Annotated in this window: 24 protein-coding genes and 1 pseudogene; 14 read left to right on the forward strand and 11 right to left on the reverse strand. The window is 72.4% G+C overall.

Annotated elements, in window-relative coordinates; translation table 11 throughout:
- Window positions 1–11: 11 nt before the first annotated feature.
- Window positions 12–1,454: an aldehyde dehydrogenase family protein gene (locus tag G569_RS0111040; protein ID WP_211232955.1), complete on the reverse strand. Its 1,443-nt coding sequence runs from the start codon at window positions 1,452–1,454 to the stop codon at window positions 12–14.
- An 88-nt stretch (window positions 1,455–1,542) separates the two neighbouring features.
- On the opposite strand from G569_RS0111040, the gene G569_RS0111045 reads away from it, so the two are divergent.
- The 8 genes from G569_RS0111045 to G569_RS0111080 all read left to right on the forward strand — a co-directional run bounded on the left by G569_RS0111045 (window position 1,543) and on the right by G569_RS0111080 (window position 5,980).
- Window positions 1,543–2,475 carry a Phenylacetic acid catabolic protein gene (locus G569_RS0111045; RefSeq protein ID WP_028063457.1) on the forward strand — a complete coding sequence of 311 codons (933 nt, stop codon included), beginning with the start codon at window positions 1,543–1,545 and terminating at the stop codon, window positions 2,473–2,475.
- Entirely contained in the window at window positions 2,472–2,783 is a 312-nt protein-coding gene (locus tag G569_RS0111050; protein ID WP_028063458.1) for a metal-sulfur cluster assembly factor, read from the forward strand. The genes G569_RS0111045 and G569_RS0111050 overlap by 4 nt, the downstream gene beginning before the upstream one ends.
- 64 nt (window positions 2,784–2,847) lie before the next feature.
- Entirely contained in the window at window positions 2,848–3,039 is a 192-nt protein-coding gene (locus G569_RS0111055) for a hypothetical protein (RefSeq protein WP_028063459.1), read from the forward strand.
- Complete coding sequence (locus G569_RS57735; RefSeq protein ID WP_053226184.1) at window positions 3,036–3,722, forward strand: Phenylacetic acid catabolic protein; 687 nt, start codon at window positions 3,036–3,038, stop codon at window positions 3,720–3,722. Before G569_RS0111055 ends, G569_RS57735 begins: the two co-directional genes overlap by 4 nt.
- Window positions 3,719–3,874 carry a PaaD-like zinc ribbon domain-containing protein gene (locus G569_RS62415; protein ID WP_157591955.1) on the forward strand — a complete coding sequence of 52 codons (156 nt, stop codon included), beginning with the start codon at window positions 3,719–3,721 and terminating at the stop codon, window positions 3,872–3,874. Before G569_RS57735 ends, G569_RS62415 begins: the two co-directional genes overlap by 4 nt.
- Before the next feature lie 17 nt (window positions 3,875–3,891).
- Complete coding sequence (locus G569_RS0111070; protein WP_028063460.1) at window positions 3,892–4,272, forward strand: hypothetical protein; 381 nt, start codon at window positions 3,892–3,894, stop codon at window positions 4,270–4,272.
- On the forward strand, window positions 4,272–5,177 hold the full coding sequence (locus G569_RS0111075; protein WP_028063461.1) for a heavy metal-binding domain-containing protein: 906 nt from the start codon (window positions 4,272–4,274) through the stop codon (window positions 5,175–5,177). Before G569_RS0111070 ends, G569_RS0111075 begins: the two co-directional genes overlap by 1 nt.
- Window positions 5,174–5,980 (forward strand): heavy metal-binding domain-containing protein, encoded by an 807-nt coding sequence (locus tag G569_RS0111080; RefSeq protein ID WP_028063462.1) that lies wholly within the window; start codon window positions 5,174–5,176, stop codon window positions 5,978–5,980. Before G569_RS0111075 ends, G569_RS0111080 begins: the two co-directional genes overlap by 4 nt.
- Here G569_RS0111080 and G569_RS0111085 read toward each other — a convergent pair.
- Complete coding sequence (locus G569_RS0111085) at window positions 5,977–7,029, reverse strand: aldo/keto reductase (protein WP_028063463.1); 1,053 nt, start codon at window positions 7,027–7,029, stop codon at window positions 5,977–5,979. The two genes, G569_RS0111080 and G569_RS0111085, sit on opposite strands and share 4 nt — an antisense overlap.
- A 290-nt stretch (window positions 7,030–7,319) precedes the next feature.
- Here G569_RS0111085 and G569_RS66305 point away from each other — a divergent pair.
- The 5 genes and pseudogenes from G569_RS66305 to G569_RS0111115 all read left to right on the forward strand — a co-directional run.
- Window positions 7,320–7,862: pseudogene (locus G569_RS66305) on the forward strand (HAMP domain-containing protein); the annotation flags it as partial.
- 125 nt (window positions 7,863–7,987) lie between these two features.
- On the forward strand, window positions 7,988–8,875 hold the full coding sequence (locus tag G569_RS47430) for a methyl-accepting chemotaxis protein (protein ID WP_157591956.1): 888 nt from the start codon (window positions 7,988–7,990) through the stop codon (window positions 8,873–8,875).
- Between the two features lie 64 nt (window positions 8,876–8,939).
- A complete protein-coding gene (locus tag G569_RS47435) occupies window positions 8,940–9,362 on the forward strand; it encodes a chemotaxis protein CheW (RefSeq protein ID WP_053226186.1) in 423 nt (140 codons plus the stop codon).
- 5 nt (window positions 9,363–9,367) lie between these two features.
- Window positions 9,368–10,489, forward strand: a complete 1,122-nt coding sequence (locus tag G569_RS0111110; protein ID WP_037496080.1) for a sensor histidine kinase — start codon at window positions 9,368–9,370, stop codon at window positions 10,487–10,489.
- The gene (locus G569_RS0111115; protein WP_211232957.1) at window positions 10,486–11,133 is read left to right on the forward strand and encodes a response regulator; all 648 of its coding nucleotides are present in this window, start codon (window positions 10,486–10,488) and stop codon (window positions 11,131–11,133) included. The genes G569_RS0111110 and G569_RS0111115 overlap by 4 nt, the downstream gene beginning before the upstream one ends.
- Here the strand turns inward: G569_RS0111115 and G569_RS47440 are convergent.
- From G569_RS47440 to G569_RS47445, 4 genes are all read right to left on the reverse strand, one after another.
- On the reverse strand, window positions 11,118–11,309 hold the full coding sequence (locus G569_RS47440; RefSeq protein WP_037495876.1) for a hypothetical protein: 192 nt from the start codon (window positions 11,307–11,309) through the stop codon (window positions 11,118–11,120). The genes G569_RS0111115 and G569_RS47440 overlap by 16 nt on opposite strands.
- On the reverse strand, window positions 11,293–13,272 hold the full coding sequence (locus G569_RS0111125; protein ID WP_028063466.1) for an FtsX-like permease family protein: 1,980 nt from the start codon (window positions 13,270–13,272) through the stop codon (window positions 11,293–11,295). Before G569_RS0111125 ends, G569_RS47440 begins: the two co-directional genes overlap by 17 nt.
- Window positions 13,260–13,994 carry an ABC transporter ATP-binding protein gene (locus tag G569_RS0111130; RefSeq protein ID WP_028063467.1) on the reverse strand — a complete coding sequence of 245 codons (735 nt, stop codon included), beginning with the start codon at window positions 13,992–13,994 and terminating at the stop codon, window positions 13,260–13,262. The genes G569_RS0111125 and G569_RS0111130 overlap by 13 nt, the downstream gene beginning before the upstream one ends.
- Window positions 13,995–14,355: 361 nt before the next feature.
- On the reverse strand, window positions 14,356–15,102 hold the full coding sequence (locus G569_RS47445; protein WP_157591958.1) for a N5-glutamine methyltransferase family protein: 747 nt from the start codon (window positions 15,100–15,102) through the stop codon (window positions 14,356–14,358).
- A 30-nt stretch (window positions 15,103–15,132) separates the two neighbouring features.
- Between G569_RS47445 and G569_RS0111145 the strand changes: the two genes are divergently transcribed.
- On the forward strand, window positions 15,133–16,101 hold the full coding sequence (locus tag G569_RS0111145; protein WP_028063468.1) for a S1 family peptidase: 969 nt from the start codon (window positions 15,133–15,135) through the stop codon (window positions 16,099–16,101).
- On the opposite strand, the gene G569_RS47450 is transcribed toward G569_RS0111145, so the two are convergent.
- Genes G569_RS47450 through G569_RS0111170 form a run of 5 tightly spaced genes read right to left on the reverse strand, consistent with a single transcriptional unit; the run spans window position 16,042 to window position 21,062 of the window.
- Window positions 16,042–17,196 (reverse strand): flavin-containing monooxygenase, encoded by a 1,155-nt coding sequence (locus G569_RS47450; RefSeq protein WP_053226188.1) that lies wholly within the window; start codon window positions 17,194–17,196, stop codon window positions 16,042–16,044. The two genes, G569_RS0111145 and G569_RS47450, sit on opposite strands and share 60 nt — an antisense overlap.
- Window positions 17,197–17,235: 39 nt before the next feature.
- The gene (locus G569_RS47455; RefSeq protein ID WP_064750314.1) at window positions 17,236–18,093 is read right to left on the reverse strand and encodes a methyltransferase domain-containing protein; all 858 of its coding nucleotides are present in this window, start codon (window positions 18,091–18,093) and stop codon (window positions 17,236–17,238) included.
- Window positions 18,094–18,102: 9 nt separating this feature from the next.
- Complete coding sequence (locus G569_RS0111160; RefSeq protein ID WP_028063469.1) at window positions 18,103–19,341, reverse strand: hypothetical protein; 1,239 nt, start codon at window positions 19,339–19,341, stop codon at window positions 18,103–18,105.
- A gap of 57 nt (window positions 19,342–19,398) precedes the next feature.
- Window positions 19,399–20,454, reverse strand: coding sequence for a citrate synthase 2 (locus G569_RS0111165; protein ID WP_028063470.1), 1,056 nt, complete (start codon window positions 20,452–20,454; stop codon window positions 19,399–19,401).
- Window positions 20,451–21,062 (reverse strand): CGNR zinc finger domain-containing protein, encoded by a 612-nt coding sequence (locus tag G569_RS0111170; protein ID WP_053226189.1) that lies wholly within the window; start codon window positions 21,060–21,062, stop codon window positions 20,451–20,453. Before G569_RS0111170 ends, G569_RS0111165 begins: the two co-directional genes overlap by 4 nt.
- Window positions 21,063–21,073 lie beyond the last annotated feature (11 nt).

The following is a 21,073-nucleotide window of genomic DNA, read 5'->3' on the forward strand; positions in this document are numbered from 1 at the left end:
CGCCGCTGACGCTACAGCGCGCGCTTGACGACGACGGACTTCGTGTCGGTGTAGTAGTCCAGCGCCTCGGAGCCGTGCTCCTTGCCGTAGCCGGAGGCCTTCAGGCCGCCGAACGGGAGCTCGTCGTAGACCTTGGTCGGCGAGTTGATCCAGGTGTAGCCGCAGTCGAGCTCGGCCGCGACGCGCTCCGCCGTCTGCAGACTGCTCGTCCACAGCGAGGAGCCGAGGCCGAACGGCGAGTCGTTGGCCAGCTCGATCGCCTCGTCGAGGTCCTTCACCCGCCAGATCGGCAGCGCGGGGCCGAAGACCTCCTCGCGCGCCATCGGCGAGTCCCTGCCGGGCTCGAGAACGACCGTCGGCTCGTGGAACCAGCCCTTCTCCAGGCCCTCCGGCCGCCCGCCGCCGGCGAGGATCTCGCCACCGGACTCCGCGATCTGGCGCTCCATGATCGCCCGCTGCTTCTCGGTGTGCATCGGCCCGAGCTGGGAGTCGGCGTCGCTGCCGATCCCCACCCGCAGGCGCTTGGCCTTCGCCGCGACGGCCTCGATGACCTCATCCGCGACGCTCTCGAAGACGTAGAGCCGCTTGATCGCCAGGCACGCCTGGCCGCAGTTGTAGAAGCGGCCCATCGCCGCGGCGCTCGCGGCCTTCTTGAGGTCGGCGTCGTCGCAGATGATCATGGGGTCGCTGCCGCCGAGCTCGAGCGTCACGCGCTTGGACCCGGCCGCGGCGAGCGCGTGCACGCGCTCACCCACCGGCGTGGAGCCTGTGAAGGCGACCTTGCGCACGCCCGAGTGCGTGACGAGCGCCTCGCCCACCACCGCCCCCGCGCCGGGGACGACGTTCAACACGCCCGCGGGCAGACCGGCCTCGTGGAAGATCTCGGCGAGGCGCAGGGTCGTGAACGGCGTCGTGTCCGCGGGCTTGGCGACGACCGTGTTCCCGGCGAGGAAGGCCGGGCCGAGCTTGTTGCACAGCAGCGTCGTCGGGAAGTTCCACGGGACGATCGCGGCGACGACGCCGAGCGGGCGGCGCAGCGTGCGTGCCTCGACGCCGGGGTCGACGTTGTGGACGCTGATCCCGCGCACCTGGCGCGAGAGACCCGCGTAGTGCTCGAGCGTGTCGGCCGCCTTGTGCAGCTCGATCTTGGCCTCGCGGATCGTCTTGCCCTGCTCGGCGACGAGGATCGGCGTAAGCTCGTCCACGTGCGCCTCGAAGGCCTCCGCGCACGCGTGGATGATCCTGCCGCGGTCGGCGTAGCCGAGCCGGGCCCAGTCCCTGAATGCCGCCTGTGCGGCAGCCACCGCCCGATCGGCGTCCTGCGCCGTGGCGTCGGTGACCCGCCCGACCAGCTCGCCAGTGCCCGGGTTCGTGATCTCCCGTTGCTCGCCGGACAGCGATTCCGCCGTCCCGGCGATGAACGGACCGGCCTCGATCAGGGTCTGAATGCTCACGGGTTCTCCTCGCCAACGCCTTGACGGTGCCCAGACTAGACGATACGCTGGCGTTCGTCAATTCTTTGTCACACGTGAGGAGAGCACATTGACCGCCACCGTCGAGGAACTCGCGCCTCGCACCGAGGACGAGGTCCGCGCGCATCTCGCCGCCGGCAAGCTGGTCGAGGGGCTGCAGCACATGTCGCCGGAGTACCTGAAGGGCATCCGGCGCATCCTCACCGTGTCCGCCGACACCGAGCTGGTCTCAGCGCCCGCGTACCTGCGCGCGGCCGCGCACGCGCCCGCGTTGAACAACTTCGGCTCCGCGGTCTCGATCATCCAGGACGAGCTCGCCCACGCCCACATCGGCTACCGGCTGCTGGGTGACCTCGGCGTCGACATGCAGGCGCTGATCTACGAGCGCGAGCCGTCGGCCTTCAAGTACCCGTACGCGTTCGACGTGCCGCTCGACAGCTGGTACGAGATGGTCCTGGCCAACGCGCTGTACGACCAGGCCGGGTTCGTGCTCTTGAGCGACGTGCACCAGCACTCGACCTTCGGGCCGTGGAAGCGCGCGCTGGCCAAGGTCGACAAGGAGGAGACCTTCCACCTGCGCCACGGGCGCACGTGGGTGAAGAAGCTCGCCGCCGACCCGGCCGACAAGGCTCGGTTGCAGTCCTCGCTGGACTGGATGTTCATCCTGACCCTGGAGTGGTTCGGCCTGCCGGACGAGCGCAAGAAGCACGGCATCCAGCTCGAGTACGGCTTCAAGGGCAAGTCCAACGACGAGCTGCGCCAGGACTGGATGGGGCACGTCGTCCCGTTCATGGACGAGGTCGGCCTCGAGGTCCCCGCCCACTACGACGAGGCCACCGATCGCTACGTGATCGACTGCCCGTTCCCGCAGCAGTTCGACTCCGACACGAAGACCTGGGGCGGCACGGAGATCTCGTGGGACGAGGTCATGGTCCGCTGGAAGGGCCGCGGGCCGATGAACGAGACCTATGTCGCGAAGCTCCAGAAGGGGTATCGCGGATGACCGTCGAAGCTCGGTTGTGGTCCGCGCTGCGCGAGGTCGAGGACCCCGAGATCCCGATCTCGGTGGTCGGCATGGGCCTGATCGTCGACCTGGCCTACGACGCCGGCGTCGTCGACGTCAAGCTCACGTTCACCGCGATGGGCTGCCCCGCGATGGAGTTCATCCAGGACGACATCCGCGAGCGGCTGCTGCAGGAGCCCGAGGTCCACGAGGTCCGGATCGAGATCGTGTGGGACCCGGTGTGGACCCGGTCGATGATCCGCGAGGAGGCACGGGACAAGATGCGTTCGCTGGGGATCGTGGCGTGATGGAGCCCGGACCACGCCGTGCAGGGACCGACCGCCCGGTTTCGGGCATTCCGGGGGTGGCGCAGTGAGTAGGGGAACCGTCTGGGAGGTCTTCGCCCGCAAGGCCTACGAGGAGCCGCTGCACCACGTCGGCACCGTCACCGAGGACGACGAGGACCTCGCGCTCGTCTCCGCCCGCTCGATCTACGACGAGCAGCCGTGGATCCACATGATCATCGTCCCGCGCACCGCCATCCGGGAGGCCATCAAGGCATGACCACCACGACGCAGACCGCGATGGCCTCGCTCGTCGCCTCGCTCGCCGACAACAAGGCCGCGTTGGGCCGTCGCTACGCGGACTGGGCCGTTTCGGCGCCGACTTTGGAGTCCGCCGTGGCCGCGGCCGCCATGGCCCAGGACGAGCTCGGCCACGCCCGCTCGACCTACCCCGTGCTGAAGGCGCTCGGCACCGAGACCGACGAGGTCTCCGGTGGCGACCGCCGGATGAAGCTCCTCGACTCCGACCTGCCGGACTGGAACGCGTTCATCGCCGCCAACCTGCTCGTCGACGGCGTGCTGACGACGTTCGTCGCCGCGTGCGTCGACTCGACCGTCGAGCAGATGGCCGCGCGCGCGAAGAAGATCCTCCAGGAGGAGGGCTCGCACCGCGTCCATGGCGAGGCCTGGGCCAAGCGCCTGTGCCGCGGCGACCAGCGCGACGCGTTCCTCGCCCGCGTGCGCGAGACGTGGGCGGAGGCCTCCCTGTGGCTCGGCCCGGACGACGATCCGGCCTACGCGGCCGCGTTGGAGGCGGGCGAGGTCAAGCAGACCGGCGCCCACCAGCGCGAGTTGATCCGTTCGTGGCTGACCGCGGTCCTCGCGACCGAGGGCGCCACCGTCGACCTCCCGGAGCCCACCGACTTCTCCGGCTGGGACCCCGAACGCCGCCGCCTGACATGACCTGCCCGTTCTGTTCGTCGGCGCAGGTCGAGCGGGTCGCCCAGTGGGGCGGCCAGATCATCACCGCCCAGTGGCGGTGCAACGCCTGCAACTCCTACTTCGAGGCCGTGCGGGAGGACTTCGACGACGTTCATCAAGACCTCACGCCCTAGCGCGAGCATGCGGCCGCGTGCCCGCTGACTCGTTCGACTTCGACGCCTCGACGCTTCGGGCCGACGGCGCGGAGGTCGGGGTGTTCGTCGAGGTGCTGGCCGCCAAGCTCGAGTCGGCGCTGCCCGCCGAGACCGAGGTGCGGCGGCGGGCCAAGGGGTTCCTCTCGCGCGAGAAGGTGGTCGAGGCGATCGAGGTCACACTCGGCGATCAGCGGTACGCGCTGCAGCGCCGCGACCGCGCGGTGACCGCTTCGCGGGCGCAGGAGGTTCGCGGCGTCGTGATCAAGCGCCAGCCGCTCGAGCTCGACGCGTGGGTCGACGCGTTGACGGCGCAGCTGCGCGAGCTGGCCGAGGACAGCACGGCGGCGCGGACGGCGCTGGAGCGCCTGGTCGGCTGATGGGCTTCCTCGATCGGCTGCGAGGCGGCGGCGGGAACGACGACGATCCGGCGCGCGCGACCGACATCGCGCGCGTGGCGGCGGGCGGCATCCCGCTCGCGGCCGAGCAGCGCGTCCGGGAGCTCGCCGGCGGCGGAACCGCGTTCACGTCGGGCCTCTCGATCGCCGACTTCGCGCTCAGCCACCGCGAGCGCGTGCGCCCGATCTGCCAGGTGATGGGCAGCTCCGTGTACAAGGTCGCCTGGCGGAACATGCAGGCGACCGCGTCGTGGGGCGCCGATGCGGGCCTGATCGAGCTGCGGCAGCTCAGCGACGCCTGGAACCACGCCCGATCGCTCGCCCTCGGCCGGCTCGCGGAGGAGGCGCGGCTCGCGGGCTGCCACGCCGTCGTCGACGTCAGCTTCTCGATGAAGCAGCACGAGTTCCTCGCCGGTGAGATCGAGGTCGCCGTCACCGGCACCGCGGTTCACCTGCCCGAGGGCGGCGACGCGCCGGTCCTGACCGATCTCTCGCTCCCGGACTACACGCTGCTGCGCCGCTGCGGCTACCGACCGGTCGGGATCGTCGCCCGCACCTCGGTCTTCTACATCGTGCCCGGGAGCGCGACCCGCCAGGCGACCAGCGGGTGGCAGCGCTTCCAGCCCAACCAGGAGCTCGTCGACTTCACCCAGGGCGTCTACGCCGCGCGCGAGCAGGCGCTCGAACACGCCCAGGCGCAAGCTCACGAGCTCGGCGCCGGCGGGCTGGTCGGCGTGACGATCGAGCATGACATCGAGGTCCGCGAGATCGAGAAGCCCGGGCGCAACCGCGAGGACCTGATCGTGACCTTCCACATCCTCGGCACGGCGATCGCGCCCGCCGGCGAGCACCGCCCCCTCGACCCACAGGTGGTTCTGAGACGATGAGCAGCTACGACCCGACCTCCCTGGAAGGCGTGCCGCAGGCGGGCCGCAGCCGGCTGGAGCAGAACAAGCGCGGCCTGTTCACGTCCGACCTCTCGGTGGCGGAGTTCCTGCTGGTCAAGGACGCGGGCTTCGACCCGCTCGGGCTCGTCGTCGGCTCGTCGATCTACCACATCGGCTTCCAGCAGTCCTCGTGGAAGGTCAGCGAGGAGATGCAGGTGCTCTCGGAGGCGATGTACGCCGCCCGCGAGCTCGCGATGACCCGGATGGAGGAGGAGGCCGACCAGCTCGGCGCGGACGGGATCGTCGGCGTGCGGCTCGACATCACCCGCTACGAGTGGGGCCAGGACATGGCGGAGTTCATCGCCATCGGCACCGCGATCCGCCACCGCGGGGGCGAGCTGCACCGCGCGCCCAACGGACGCCCGTTCACGTCCGATCTCTCCGGCCAGGACTTCTGGACGCTGCTGCGCACCGGGCATCGCCCGGTCGGCATGGTCATGGGGTCCTGCGTCTACCACGTCGCGCACCGCGGCATGATGCAGTCGTTCAAGCAGATGGGCCAGAACGTGGAGATGCCGAACTTCACCCAGGCGCTCTACGACGCGCGCGAGCTGGCGATGGAGCGCATGCAGGCCGAGGCCGAGTCGCTGCAGGCCGAGGGGATCGTCGGCGTGCAGCTCACCGAGCGATCGCACGGCTGGGGCTCGCACGTGATCGAGTTCTTCGCGCTCGGGACGGCGATCGTCCCGACCGGCGAGGCGACCGAGCTCGCCTCGCCGACCCCGGTGTTGGATCTCTCCTAGCGCAGGTGCGGCCCGATCAGCGTCAGGTCGGCTTCGCTGAGCCGGTCCGACGCCGACGCCGCCTGATGCCAGAACGGGTACAGCAGTGGCAGCGCGCTCAGCGTGTCGAGCCGTGCCCGCTCGTCGGCGCTGAGCACGACGTCGACCGCGGCCAGGTTGTCGGCGAGCTGCTCCTCGGTGCGGGCGCCGACGATCAGTGATGTCACTCCCGGGCGGCCGAGCGTCCAGGCGAGGGCGATCTGGGCGGCGGAGACGTCGTGCGCCTCGCCGATCTCGACCAGCGCCTCGACGATGTCATACAGGCCCTCCTGGTCGCGGACGGGCGGCTCGTCCCACTCGGTCAGCTGGCGCGAGCCGGCGGGCGCGTCGACGTCGCGGCGGTACTTACCCGAGAGCAGACCGCCGGCCAGCGGGCTCCAGATCAGCAGGCCGAGGCCCTGATCGATCGCGGCCGGGACGATCTCGTACTCGGCGTCGCGGGCCTGCAGCGAGTAGTAGACCTGGTTGGACACGAACGGCTGGTAGCCGTGCAGCGCGGAGGTGCCGAGCGCCTTGGACATCTGCCAACCGGCGTAGTTGGAGCAGCCGACATACCGGACCTTGCCGTCGCGGACGAGCGTGTCGAGCGCTGAGAGGGTCTCCTCGAGCGGCGTCTGGCCGTCCCACTCATGGACCTGATAGAGGTCGATCCAGTCGGTCCCGAGGCGGCGCAGGCTGTCCTCGCAGGCCTTGATGATGTGCGCGCGCGAGAGGCCCGCGTCGTTGGGGCCGTCGCCCATCGAGAAGCGCACCTTGGTGGCGAGCGTGATGCGGTTGCGGCGGCCCTTGATCGCCTTGCCGACGATCTCCTCCGAGGCGCCCTGCGAGTACACGTCGGCGGTGTCGACGAAGGTCACGCCCGCGTCGAGGCACAGGTCGATCTGCCGGCCGGCCGCCTGCAGGTCGAGTTCGCCGACGTGGGCGAACTTGCCCGCGCCGCCGAAACCCATCGTTCCGAGACCCAACACCGAGACACGCAGTCCTGATCGTCCGAGCTGTCGATGCTCCATGGTCATCAAACTAGCGTTCGGTCTTCCGAGAACGTTGTCTCGGTCGATAGCCCGGCTATGAAGCTGACGGTCAGAACAAAGTTGCTCGGCGCCTTTGGCGTGACCAACATGGGCTCGATGAACGCCAAGACGAAGACGATCACGAGCGTCGACATCCCGTCGATCGCGCGGATCGGCTCCGTCGACAGCGACCTGACCGACTACCGCGGCATGCTCTACAAGCACATCACGTCGCTCGACGGGCGCAGATCGCCGCCGCCGGGAAGACGATCGACGAGCTCGCGGCCAACATCGACCGCACGCTCACCGCGTACGAGAGCACGATCACCGACGCCGACGACCGCGCGCACTGGACCGAGGTGTCCAAGCTCTGGAAGAGCTACCACCAGGGCACGGCGCAGGTCACCGTGCTTTCGGCCAAGAACGCCGATGAGCAGGCGCTCGCGCTCATGACCGACCAGCAGGGCACGTTCGACCGCCTCCAGAAGGAGACCGCTGCCTGGTCCAAGCTCAACTCCGACTACGCCGAGCACGACGCCGAGCAGGCCGCGAGCGCCTACTCGTCGGCCAAGGCGCTCGCGAGCGCGATGGGCGCGCTCGCCGCGATCGTCGGCCTCGGCCTCGCGTGGCTGCTCTCGCGTTCGCTCACCCGTGGCATCGGGCAGATCCGCGCCGCCGCGCGTGGGATCTCCGAGGGCGACGTCAACCAGGACGTCCACATCCGCACCAAGGACGAGCTCGGCGAGACCGGCGAGGCGTTCGCCGAGATGGTCGCCTACCTCCAGGAGATGGCGGCCGCCGCCGACCGCGTGGCGGGCGGCGACCTCAGCGTCGAGGTCCGCCCGCGCTCCGAGCACGACCTGCTGGGCAACGCGTTCGACCGTCTCGTCGCGACCTCGGCGAGGTCATCGGCCAGGTCTCGCTGCAGGCCGAGAGCGTGTCGTCCGCGTCGCAGCAGATGGCATCGACCTCCGAGGAGGCCGGCCGCGCGGTCGGTGAGATCGCGTCGGCGGTCACCGACGTCGCCCAGGGCGCCGAGCGCCAGATCCGCATGGTCGAGTCGGCTCGCGACGCGGTCACCGAGGCCGGCCGTGCCGCCGCCTCGAGCGCCGAGCTGGCGACCGAGACCAGCCGCGCCGCCGAGGAGGCCAACGACGCCTCCCGCGACGGCGTCGCTGCCGCCCAGCAGGCCACCGATGCCATCCGCTCCGTCGCCGAGGCATCCGCGCAGGTCGGCGTCGCGATCGAGGGCCTGGCCACCAAGTCCGAGCGCATCGGCGGGATCGTCACGACCATCACCGGCCTGGCCGAGCAGACGAACCTGCTCGCGCTCAACGCCGCGATCGAGGCCGCCCGCGCCGGCGAGCAGGGCAAGGGCTTCGCTGTCGTCGCCGAAGAGGTCCGCAAGCTGGCGGAGGAGTCTTCGGACGCCGCCGCGCAGATCTGCGCGCTCATCGGCGAGATCCAGAGCGAGACCCGCCGCGTGGTGGACGTCGTCCAGGACGGCGCTCGCCGCACCGAGGAGGGCGTCGCCACGGTCGAGCACACGCGCGAGGCGTTCGAGCTGATCGGGGCCGCCGTGGGGACGATGAACGACCGCGTCGCCGAGATCACGGTCGCCGTCGGCCAGATCGCGGCCGAGGCCGAGCGCGCCCAGAGCGACATCACCGAGGTCGCGAGCGTCGCCGAGGAGTCCAGCGCGTCGGCCGAGCAGGTGTCGGCCTCGACGCAGGAGACCAGCGCCTCGAGCCAGGAGATCGCCGCGTCCGCGCAGGCGATGGCGGGTACCGCGCAGCTCCTGAGCGACCTCGTCGGCCGCTTCCAGCTCGCGGAGGAGGCGCGATGAGGAGCCCGGCAGCCGTCGCTGAGGGACCGACCGTCTGGTTTCGGGCATTCCGCTGGTGGCTCCGATGATCGACGAGCGTCAGCTGGTCGTCTTCGCCCTCGCCGGCGAGGAGTACGCGCTGCCGATCAACTCGGTCAGCGAGATCATCCGCTTCGTCGAGCCGCGCACGATCGCGTCGACCGAGACCGGGCTGCGCGGCGTGATCGGGCTGCGCGGCTCGATCGTGCCGATCTACGCGCTCGACGAGGTCCTCGGCGTGGCCGCGCCCGAGGGCGAGCCGGGCAAGATCATCATCGTCGAGGTCTCCGGGACCCGCTTCGGGCTGACCGTCGACGACGTCGACGAGGTCCGCACCGTCGTCGCCGACCAGCTCGAGCCGGTCGCCAACGGCGCCAGCCCGGCGATCGAGGCGATCGTGCGCGTCGACGACCGCCTGATCGTGCTGCTCGTGCCGGAGCTGCTCGTCGAGGTGCCCGCCTACGATTAGGCGTGATGAGCGGGGCGCGCTGGTTGTTGTCGGGTGGGCTGCTCGAGCCCGGCGCGCGCCGGACCGTCCGCGACTGGGTCGTGGACGCGTGCATCTTCGTCGTCGCGGTCGCGGCCGGGGTGTACGTCCTGCGCTCGACGTGGGACCAGCACTCGAGCGCGGTCGTGGCGCTCGACATCGTGCTCGGGTGCGTCGCGTGCGGCGCCCTGTGGTGGCGGCGCGAGCGGCCCGGGACGGTCGCGTTGATCGCGATCCCGTGCGCGGCCGTGTCCGCCTTGGCGGCGATGGCGCCGCTGCCGGCGCTGTTCAACGCCGCGATCCGGCTGCCGTTGCGGGCCGTGTTCGGGCTGACGGCGCTGTCGGTGGCGCTGTCGCCGGTGTTCGCGCTCCTGTATCCGGACGTGCACGGCCGCGGCGCGGGGTGGCAGGTGATCGTCGGTCTGCTGCTGACCGCGGTCGCGCTGGGCTGGGGGCTCTTCGTGCGCGCGCAGCGGGAGCTCGTGCGCGGGCTGCGCTCGCGCGCCGAGGACGAGGCGCGCGAGGCCGAGCGGCGGCGGATCGCCCGCGAGATGCACGACGTGCTCGCGCACCGGCTCTCGATCCTGAGCGTGCACGCGGGCGCGATGGAGAACGCGCCGCTGCCACCGGAGTACAAGGAGGCCGCGCACGTGATCCGGGAGAGCGCCCACGTCGCGTTGGAGGAGCTGCGGCAGGTGATCGGGCTGCTGCGGCGCGAGGAGGCCGTGGGCGTCGAGCCGCCGCAGCCGACGCTGGCGGAGATCCCCGCGCTGGTCGAGGAGTCGCGCTCGGCCGGGCTCGATGTCACCTTCGCGGGTGACCTGCCCGACGTCCCCGAGCTGGTCGGCCGGACCGCGTACCGCACGGTCCAGGAAGGGCTGACGAACGCGCGCAAGCACGCGGGCGACGAGCGGGTGGCGCTCACGATCGGCGGCGGACCACCTCTGGTCGTCGAGCTGGTGTCACACGGGTCCGCGTCGCGATCGTTGCCGGGAACGGGAACCGGGCTCGTGGGGATCGCCGAGCGGATCGAGCTGGCGGGCGGAACGCTCGCTTTCGGACCTTCGCCGGACGGCGCGTTCGTCCTGCGCGCCACACTGCCGTGGTGATCCGCGTTCTCCTGGTCGACGACGACCCGCTCCTGCGCTCGGGCTTGAAGCTGATGCTCGCGCCTGAGGAGCGGATCGAGGTCGTGGCGGAGGCGAGCGACGGCGACGAGGTGCTGGCCGCGATCGACCGGCACCGGCCGGACGTCGTGCTGATGGACATCCGGATGGCGCGGGTGGATGGCATCGCGGCGACGCGACTGGTGCGCGCGCAGGCCTCGCCGCCGGCGGTGATCGTGCTGACGACCTTCGACGCCGACGAGCTGGTCGTGCGCGGCCTCGAGGCGGGCGCGGTGGGGTTCCTGTTGAAGGACAGCTCGCCCAGCGAGATCGTCGAGGCGATCGTGCACGTCCACGCCGGCGAGGGCATGCTCTCCCCCAGCGTCGCCCGGCAGCTGATCGCGCTCGTGGCGGGCGACGGTGAGGCGGGCGCGCGGCGAGAGGCCGCTCGCGCGCGTCTGGCCGATCTCTCGCCCCGTGAGCTCGACGTCGCGCGGGCGATCGGGCGCGGCGCCTCCAACGCGGACATCGCGAGCGAGCTGCACATCAGCGTCGGGACCGTGAAGTCCCATGCGTCGCAGCTGCTCGCGAAGCTCGGCGTCGAGAACCGCGTCCAGGTCGCGCTGCTCGTTCAGGAAGCGCGGTAGCTCGCCCACCACGCGGCGCCGAGCGGGACCACGAGCGGGGCGCTGATGTAGAGCCACCAGGGGCTCTGCAGGCCGCCCGAGATGATGCAGGCGAGCGCCCAGATCGTGAAGTGGATCAGGGTGATCGCGGCCCAGATCATGGTCGCGATCCGCAGGACGTCATGCCATCTCGACATCGTTCACCTTCAGGTTGAGCGTGCGGGCGACCACGAAGGTCGGGATCAGGACGAGCGCCGCGATCACCGCGAGCGTCGCCGCGAACACCCAGACGGGGCCGGACGGGAGCGGCGAGCCGGCGGTGGCGATCGCCAGCGGGATCAGGCCGGCGATCGCGATCGCGGTGCCGGTGACGGTGCCGATCGCGGCGATCGTGAGCGCCTCCGCGTGCAGCATGCGGCGGATCTGCCGCGTGGTCGCGCCCGCCAGATGCAGCAGCGCGAGCTCGCGGCGACGGCCGGTGAGCGCGGCGACGAGCGCGTTGATCAGCGACAGCGCGGCGTAGGCGAGGATCACGCTCACGACCGCGAAGGTGATCCAGACGTCGACCTGCGGCGGCTCGCTGCGCGCCGGACCGGCGTGCGCGGCGAGGAGCGCCCGCGGCAGCAGGATCGCGCGGTTGCGGCTCGAGCCCTCGAGCACACGGTCGACCTTGACGCGCACGTGGGCGCCGTCGCCCAGGACCAGGCCGATGGTCTGGCCGGGCTTCGCTTCGATCCTGCTCGGGATCGCGACCTCATCGCCCGTGCCGATGACGGGCCACGGGTCGATCCGATGCGAGCGGTCGACCGGCTGCTCGACCCAACCCGCGGTGGAGATGAACTCGGCGCCCTTGGGCACGTCCTTGGCGCGGGCGTGCTCGACGGCGTTCTGCTGCGTGGTCTGCTGGTAGATGTTCGCGAGCGCGATCGACGCGACGAGGATCACCGGGATCACCAGTGCCGCGTTGCGGTGCGCGCGGGCGCGGACGTTGAGGACCGCGAGCTGTCCCGGAGCGTGCTTTGGCCGGACCTTCGCGGCCAGCCGCTCGATCAGCCTCGGCGCGACGAGCGCGGCCGCGAGCGCTCCACCCAGTGCGGTCCCGCCACCCGTCGCGGCCGCGTTCTCGGGTGACATGAACAACGTGACGCCGGCGCAGGTGAGCGCGCCGGCGGCGCATACCTCGGCGGCGGCCACGCGCGCCGGATGCAGCGTGCCGGGCAGCTCCTCGACCTCGCCGAGCGCGGCGCCGACCTTCGCCTTCGCGGCCTTGCGCGCCGCCAGACCCACCGCGACGCGGGTGATCAGGAACGCGCCGAGCGCGCCGGCGAGGATGCCGATGCCACTCTGGCGCAGTGCCAGCACCTCTGGCACGACCCCACCGTCCTGGATGCGTGCGAAGAGCAGTTTCGCGAGCGCCGGCCCGGCGAGCGCGCCGGCCACCGCGGCGAGCAGCGCCGGACGCGTCGTCGCCTTCACGACGAGCCGCCGCACCTGCCGCGGCGTCGCCCCGACCGTCCGCAACAACGTCAGCTCGCGCTGCCGCTGCTCGACCGCGAGCGACACGATCGTCACCAACAGGATCGCCATCACGATCAACGCGAGCCCGCCGAAGATCGCCGAGAGGAGCACGAGCTTGATCCGCGCCCCGGCCACGCCGACCGCCTCGGCCCGGCCGCGCGCATCGCCGGTGAGGACGGTGGCACCGCCGGCCGCCGCGGCCTGGCCGCCCCGCGCCGCGATGTCGCCGCCCCGCGCCGCGACGTCGCCGCCGCCCGCCGCCGCGGCCTCGCCGGCGCCCGCCACGCGCGCCCGCAGCGCCGCCACGTCGCGCGTCTTCACGCCGATCGCGCCCAGGTCGCGCAACTCGTCGGCCCGCGTGACGCCGGGCGTCGCGCGCACCGCGTCCAACGTCCCGGCCGGCAACGTGCCGCGCTCGGTCAGCGTCACCTGCTGCGCGGGTTTGCCGTCGCCGGCCGCCAATGTCGCGTGCTCGGCGGGCGCGACGATCGCGTCGTAGGCGGCCAGCCGCGGCGACGGCGGCGCGTCCAGGCGCAGGGCGGTCTCGAACAGGCCGCCGCAGGCCGACGCCAGAGCGGCGCCGAGCGCGACGGCGACCAGCGTGGCGAAGAGGGCCGCGCGGCGATGTCTCAGGCGGGGCATGCGCGCGGCTCCGTGAGGATCTCGGCGACGCGGTCGGCGGTCGGCGCGTGCAGCTCGTCCGCGATCCGGCCGTCGGCGAGGAACACGACCCGCTGGGCGTAGGACGCGGCGACCGGGTCGTGGGTGACCATGACCACCGTCGGGCAGACCTCGCGCAGCAGCTCCAGTACCTCGCCGGCGACGTGGAGGTCGAGCGCGCCGGTCGGCTCGTCCGCGAACGTCACCGCGGGCGCGGTGATCAGGGCGCGGGCGATCGCGACACGCTGGCGCTCGCCGCCTGAGAGCTCGAACGGGCGATGCTTTGCGCGCCCGCCGAGCCCGACCCGCTCCAAGAGCTCCGCCACGCTGCCACGTGCCGGCCGGCGGCCCGCGAGTCGCACGGGCAGCTCGACGTTCTGCGCGACCGTCAGGGTCGGAAGCAGGTTGAAGTTCTGGAAGACGAAGCCGATGCGATCGCGGCGGAGCTCGGTCAGCTCGGTCTCGCCGAGACCGGCCAGCGGGCGCCCCGCGAGCTCGACGGTGCCGGAGGACGGCGTCTCGAGCCCCGCCGCGAGCTGCAGCAGCGTGCTCTTGCCGGACCCGGACGGGCCCATGATCGCCGTGAACGTGTCGGCGGTGAAATCGAGGCTCACGCCTTGCAGCGCGCGCACCGCTCCCGGCCCGCGGCCGTAGGTCTTGGTGACGTCGCCGAGGCGGGCGACGAAGGGGTTCGTATCGAGCACACCGCGAGTCTCGGCTTCGCGCGCCCTCCCTCCCACCGCCCCGCGACCACACCCGCTCCGACTTAAGTGGCAATCCGACCCCGGCGACGGCTCGAACGGGCCGAACGTGCTCGCGGAGCGTGGCCGCCGTCCGCAGTGACATCACCTCGAGCTTCGGGGACGCGTCCGGGACGGCCGCCGGCGCCCCGGCCACGGTCGAGCTGACCCTGCGCGGCGTCCAGGAGAGCGACGAGGGCGGCAATCTCCGGACCTCGCAGCTCGCGATCCACCTCGCTCGACACCGACATGGTCTTCAGCGACGGTTACAAGAGCCGGCGCGCGACCGTGTCCGGCTCACCCGGGAGCGGCATCGCGCTCGAGCTCAACGTCGGCGTGTGAGCTCCAGCCCCCGCAGGTCACCGTCCTCGTCGGTGATCTCGCGCATCTCCTCATAGGGCAGCCGGGCGATGTCAGCGTCGAGGTCGCCGGCCTGTGAGCCGCCGACCTCGAGCACCAGCGCGCCGCCCGGCCGCAACCGCGCGGGCGCCTCCGACAGCACGCGCAGCAGGATGTCGAGCCCCTCCTCCCCACCGTCGTAGGCCAACGCGGTCTCGAAGCGGAACGTGTCGCGCTGCAGGAGCGGCAGCGCGCGCCGCGGGACGTACGGGACCACCGCGACGACGACGTCGGCGAGCCCGAGATCCGCCGGGACCGGCGCGAACAGGTCGCCCTCGTAGGCCTCGACGCCGTTCGCGCGCGCGTTCACGACCGCGTTTGGATCGAGGTCCGTCCCGACCACCCGCGCGCCCGGGTGGCGGGCCGAGAGCGTCGCCGCCAGCGCGCCCGAGCCGGTGCAGAGATCGATCGCCACACCGTCGTCCGGCAACCGCGAGGCGGCGCGCTCGGCGACCAGCTCGGTGTGCCACCGCGGCACGTAGACGTCGGAGTGCATCGTGATCCGTAGACCACAGAAGTCCACGAATCCGGTGATCCACGCGAGCGGCTCGCCGGTCTCACGCCGCGTCACCAGCTCCTCCAGCCGCGCACCGTCACCGGCCGCGACCTCCCACAGCTCAGCCGCCTCGTCCTCAGCGGCCACGAACCCGCCTGCCATAAGGCGCTCGGTCAATTCCTCGAGATTCACGCAAGGATTGTGCGCATGATCGCCGCCGCGCTGCTCGCCTCCGCGTCCATCTTCCACGGGACCCCGGTCACGTCCGAGCAGGCACCGTGGCTCGTCACGCTCACGACCCGCGCCCCGTTCTGCGGCGGCGCGCTGATCGCGCCGGACCGCGTCCTCACCGCCGCCCACTGTGTCCAGGGCGCCGATCCCGGCCGCGTGAGCGTCCGCATCCACGGCGTCCGCCACGCCTGGCGCGGCGCGTACTTCCCCACGAGCTACCGCGAGATCGCCTCGCCGGTGAACCCTGAGGACCCGAGCGCGTCGGGGACCGTCGACGACATCGCGGTGATCGTGCTCGCCAAGCCCGTGACCGGCGTCCCGGTGCTTCCGGTCGCGGGAACGCCGCCTGTCGTCGGCGAGGTGAGCCAGACGATCGGCACCGGCCGCACCGGGTCCTTCAGCGACGGTCCACGCAGCCCGCATGCCGCGAACCAGACCGTCAGCGACGCGTGCCCCGCCGCGTACGGCGCGCGGCTCTTCTTCCCCGCCAAGCACCTGTGCACCCTCGACGGCACGCCGAACGCCAGCCAGGCGTGTGCGGGAGACAGCGGCAGCCCGGTCATGGTCATGCGCGACGGCAACTGGGCGGTCGCCGGCGTCGTCACCTGGGGTGGCGAGACCTATGGGCGCGACTGCGGCGAAGGCCTGCCCGACGTCTCCGAGCGCATCGACGCCCACACCGCGCTGCTCACGGCGACCGGCGCGTTCGCGCCCTACGCCGAGCGTCGGGTGCGCGTCCGCCGCAGCGGCGAGGTCCGCCGCTGCGTGATCGGCGCGTGGCATCCGACCGCGACGTTCAAGGTCCGCTGGTGGCGTCGCAGCGGCACCGAGGTGACGCCGCTGAGCGGCCACGGGAGGACCCGGCGCGGCGGCCCCGCGGGCTGCTCAGTGACCGCCACCACCGCCGGCGGCTGGGCGCGCGAGGACTCCTACAACCAGCTCTGACCTCGGACCGCGCGCGATCGCCTTCGCGGCCTTCGCCGCCTCGCGCCCGCCATGGCGTAGCTGGGCCGGCCGCGGGTCATAGCCGACGAAGCGCAGGCCCGGAAGCGCCTCGCCGTCGGTCACGCGCGGCGCCCCGTGGTCGTCGAGCACGCCGAGATGACCCACGAGCGGCTCCAGCCCCGGCCGGTAGCCGGTAGCGGCGATGACCGCGTCCGGCTCGACGCGCGAGCCGTCCGCCAGCACCACGCCGGCCTCGTCGAAGGCCTCGACGGCGGCGACGATCTCGATCCGCCGCGCGCGGATCGCTTCGATCACCTCGGCGTCGACGATCATCGGCGCGACGCCGAGCCGCTGCAGCCGGCTGAAGACGCCCTCCTCGGGCATCGGGAGCCCGAACTCGCTCAGGTCCCCGATCGTCCGCCGCCGCACGAAGCGCATCACGGCGTCGCCGATCCCCGACGGCAGCCGACTGAAGAACACGGCCAGCGGCGCGCCCACGGCTTGGCGGACGATGATGTTCGGCGGCGTCCGCACGGCCAGCCGCACGCTGGCGGCGCCGCCCTCGACCAGATCGAAGGCGACCTCGGCGCCGGTGCAGCCCGGGCCGACGACGAGGACGTCGCGACCCACGTAGCCCGACGGCTCGCGGTAGCCCGCGGCGTGGATGATCTCGCCCGTGTACCGCGACCGTCCAGGCCATGCGGGCATGAACGGGCGGTGCTCGTAGCCGCCCGCGACGATCACGTGCGCCGCCCGGTGCGACCCGCGGCTCGTCACCACCAGCCAGCCGTCGCCCATGCTCTCCAGCCGCTCGACCTTCGTGTCGAAGCGGATGTCCAGCCCGGCCGCATAGGCCTCGAGGTACGCGACGACCTCGTCGCGCGAGGGGAACGTCCCGCCCGCGAACGCCGGCCCGCCGGGGAGGGTCGAGAACCAGCGCGGCGAGTTCAGCCGCAGCCGGTCATAGCGTGCGCGCCACTGCGGCGCGACCGCCTCGCCCTGCTCCAGCACCACGGCGGGTCTTCCGGCGCGGCGCAGGTGCGCCGCGGCGGCCAGTCCGGCCGGCCCCGCTCCGATCACGATCGTTGAGTCCATGCCTGCAAGGACGGCATGGCACCCGGGGCATTCCCCCGCTCACCCCCCGGATCTACCGAGCAGGTCCCCGAAACTCCCTGCCTGCCCGGCGAGCTGGGCGGCGAGATCGCCCGGCTCCGCCTCCACGACGTTGGTCGCGACACCCTTGAAGAACGTGTAGCTGAAGGTGCCGTCGTCGGCGGCGGTGCGATAGAGGTCGCGGATGCCCTCGTCGAAGCGATCGGCCGCGATCAGCCCGCGTGCGATCGCGGTCTCGCGCACGCCCTCGATCATCGCCGTGAACGTCTTGCGCGTGAAGCCGTCGATCAGGTCCGGACGGCTGCCGTCGACGTAGACCATCCGCGGCGAGACGGTGACGTCCTCGAACCCGGCCTCGCGGAGGAGCGGATAGACACGGCGGCCGATCAGCGCGTCGCCCGGCTGGAGCGCCACCAGGCATTGGATCGCCTCGTGGGCGGCCGCCGACTCCGGGTGGAAGTACGCCGAGCCGTGGTCGCCCTCGATGACGGTGATGGTGCCGCCGGGCCGCAGCAGCGTCTTCAGCCGCGCGAGCGCGGCGCCCGGATCGCTGAGGTGCTCGAGCACGAAGCAGACGAAGACGTGGTCGAACGTCTCCTCCGGCATCGTGAACAGGTCGGCCTGGCGGAACTCGACGTTGGGCAGCCCGCGGGCGCGGGCCACGGCGAGCGACTCCGCCGAGACGTCGATCGAGGTGAAGCGCGCCTTCGGGCTGCGGGCCGCGAGCGTGACGCTCTGCGCGCCGGTTCCGCAGCCCGCCTCCAGCACCCGCGCGCCCGCCGGGTAGGTCGTGTCGCCGTGCAGCAGCTCCACGAGCGCGCCCGCCTGATCGTGCAGGCGCTCGCTCTCGCGGTCGTCGTAGCCGTGGACGTAGGTCACACGGCCAGGCTACGGAATCGGGTCGAGCACCCCGGCGATCGTGAGCTCGGCCGCGTCGCCGTCGATCGGCGCGCCCTGCGCCGTCGAGCTCGCGGTCAGCACGATCGCGCCGTTCTCGAGGTCGGCCGTCCCGGTCAGCGCGAAGGGGATCTCGGCGGTGCCGAGCGGCGTGTCGAGCGCGATCCGCAGGTTGAGCGTCATCGCGCCCGTGGTCGGGTCGAAGGTGCCGGTCGCGGTCCCGACCATCGTCACCCGCGCGGCGCTGCCGACCACCGGCGGGAAGCTGTCGACGGTGAAGCTGCGGTGGGTGGCGTTGAAGGCGAGGCCGACCGCGACGGCCACCGTGTCGCTCCCGCCGAGCTGCGGGTCGGTGATGGTCACGGTCGCGTCGCCGGTGAGCGTGGCGCGGAACGCGGGCTTGGCGAGCTGCAGCGACGACAACTCGTTGCTGAACGTCTTGCGGCCGGTGGGCGCGACGACGACTTCCCCGGCCTGCGGCGCGGCGAGGTTCGCGATCAGCACGATGTTCTCGTCGGAGACCGCGACGTCGAGGCGGCCCGCGGACTGGTCGAAGTCGCGGCGGACGAACAGCCGCGCGCGCCGGGCCGCCGGACCGAGCAGGATCAGCGACGACAGCTCGTCCTCCGCCTCGATGTCGTTGAGCGTGCGCTCGATGAGCGTGATCGTGTTCAGGTTGGCCAGCCCGTCCGTGCGCACGAACGCCACGTGCTCGTGCGTCTGGAGCGCGGTGAGGAGGGTGCCGACGCGCACGGCGAGCGTGGCGAAGCGCGGGAACGCGTCGAGGTTCTGCGCCGCGGCGTGCAGTTGCGCCACGGCGGCCTTTATGGCCGCGACGCTCGTGAGCGGCGAGCTGCCGGGGACGACGAGCAGCGCCGCCCCGTGGTCGGCGGCCGAGAAGCCCGTGTTGCGGAAGAGCGCGAGCACGCTCGGGACGCGCAGCGCGTGGACGGAGACCTCGGTCTCCAGAGTGCGCTGCGCGGTTCCGAGCACGACCGTCGCGCGGAGGGTCGCGACGGCCGGCGCGGGCGTGGCGGCGAGCTGCTCGACGACCTCGGGCTCCAAGCGCAGGCCGCCGCCCTCGGCGACCGCGCCATCGGCGCCGAAGGTCACCGTCGCCCCGTTCGGCACCCCGAGCAACGCCGGCGTGCACAGCTCGCCGGGGGCGATCTGCCTGTCGAACGGGGCGAAGCGGACGAGCGCGAGTGCGGAGGAAGCGGTGGCGGTCATGTCGGCTCCAGACGCGCCGCGACCGCGACCACTTCCGCCGCTGAGACGGAGGTGAGACTAAGCCGGAACGGGCACGCCGCGCGGTGCCGGGCCGGTGTAGAGGGCGGTCGGGCGGATCAGCCGCGCCTCGCGCTTCTGCTCGAGGATGTGGGCGGACCAGCCCGCGGTGCGGGCGCACACGAAGAGTGGCGTGAAGAGGTCCGCCGGGACCTCGGCGAAGTCGAGCAGCACCGCGGACCAGAACTCGACGTTCGTGGCCAGGACGCGGTCGGGCTTGCGTTCGCGCAGGGCCTCCAGCGCGGCCGCCTCGAGCGCCTCGGCGACCTCGTAGCGGGTGGAGCCGAGCTCGCGGGCGGTGCGGCGCAGCACGCGTGAGCGCGGGTCTTCGGCGCGGTAGACGCGGTGGCCGAAGCCCATCAGCCGCTCGCCCCGGTCCAGCGCGTCGCGCACCCACGCGCCCGCGTCGCCGGTGCGCTCGACCTCTTCCAGCATCTTCAGGACACGGCTCGGCGCGCCGCCGTGCAGCGGGCCGGAGAGCGCGCCGATCGCCGCCGACACCGCCGCGGCCACGTCGGCGCCCGTGGAGGCGACGACGCGGGCGGTGAACGTGGAGGCGTTCATCCCATGCTCGGCGGCGCTCACCCAGTAGGCGTCGATGGCGCGCGCGTGGCGCGGGTCGGCCTCTCCGCGCCAGCGGGTGAGGAAGCGTTCGGCCGCGGTGCCGGAGGCCGCCGGCACCGGCGCCAGGTCGGCCCCGCGGGCCGACTGCGCGACGAAGTCGAGCGTGAGCGCGGACACGGTCGCCAGGTCGGTGCGCGCCTGCTCGTCGTCGATGTCGATCAGCGGCGCGGTCGCCAGCGTCGCGACCGCCGCCTGCACGTCCGCGCGGGTGTTGCCCGAACGCACCGGAAGGTCACGCGGCTCCGCCGCCGTCAGCCCGGGTGTGAGCGCGTCGTCGACCAGCAGCCCCCAGACCTGCTCGAACGGGACACGGCCCGCGAGCTCCTCGATGTCCACGCCGCGATAGCGCAACGCGCCGCCGTCGCGGTCGGGCTCGGCGATCGTGCTGGCGAACGCGACGACCCCCTCCAACCCTGAGCGCACTTCGGTCATGACGACTCCTCTCGTCGCCGGCGGCGATGCCGGCGGGCTTTTTCGACGTTGCCACACGCGGTGGGCGAGCAGTAGCGGCGGACGGCGGCGGGCGAGCGGTCGAAGAACCGCCCGCTGCACGTGTCCGACGCGCAGATCCGGATCCGCCCCGCCTGCTCGGGCGTGAACATGCGCGCGGCGTCGTGGGCGACGACGCCGAGGCCATAGGCGGCGGGGTGTTCCGGCTGCGCCGGGCGCAGCAGGAGACCATCGGCCCCGCGCACGAGCTCATCCGGCCGCGCGGCGAACGGGAGCTCGCGCGAGAGCGCGGCGCGGGTCGCCTCGGGCAGCGGCTCGCCGCCGATCACGGCGACCATCCCCGCGTCGATGTGCTCGCGCAGTGCGCGGGCGCGGGCCAGCAATCCGGGTGGGACGGGCGGCGGGGCGTCGAGGACCTCGGCGCGGACGAGCCACTCCCCGAGGTCCTCCTCGGTCACGAGCGTCTCGACCCGGCGACACCAGCGCTCGCGCATGGTGTTGACGAAGTCGATCGCCGGGCGACCGCCGCTCCAGTACCACCACGGCGCCCCGCGCTCGAGAGGGAGCGCGAGGTCGTCGGGCAGATCCATAACCACATGAT

Source organism: Solirubrobacter soli DSM 22325 (assembly GCF_000423665.1).
Lineage (GTDB): Bacteria > Actinomycetota > Thermoleophilia > Solirubrobacterales > Solirubrobacteraceae > Solirubrobacter > Solirubrobacter soli.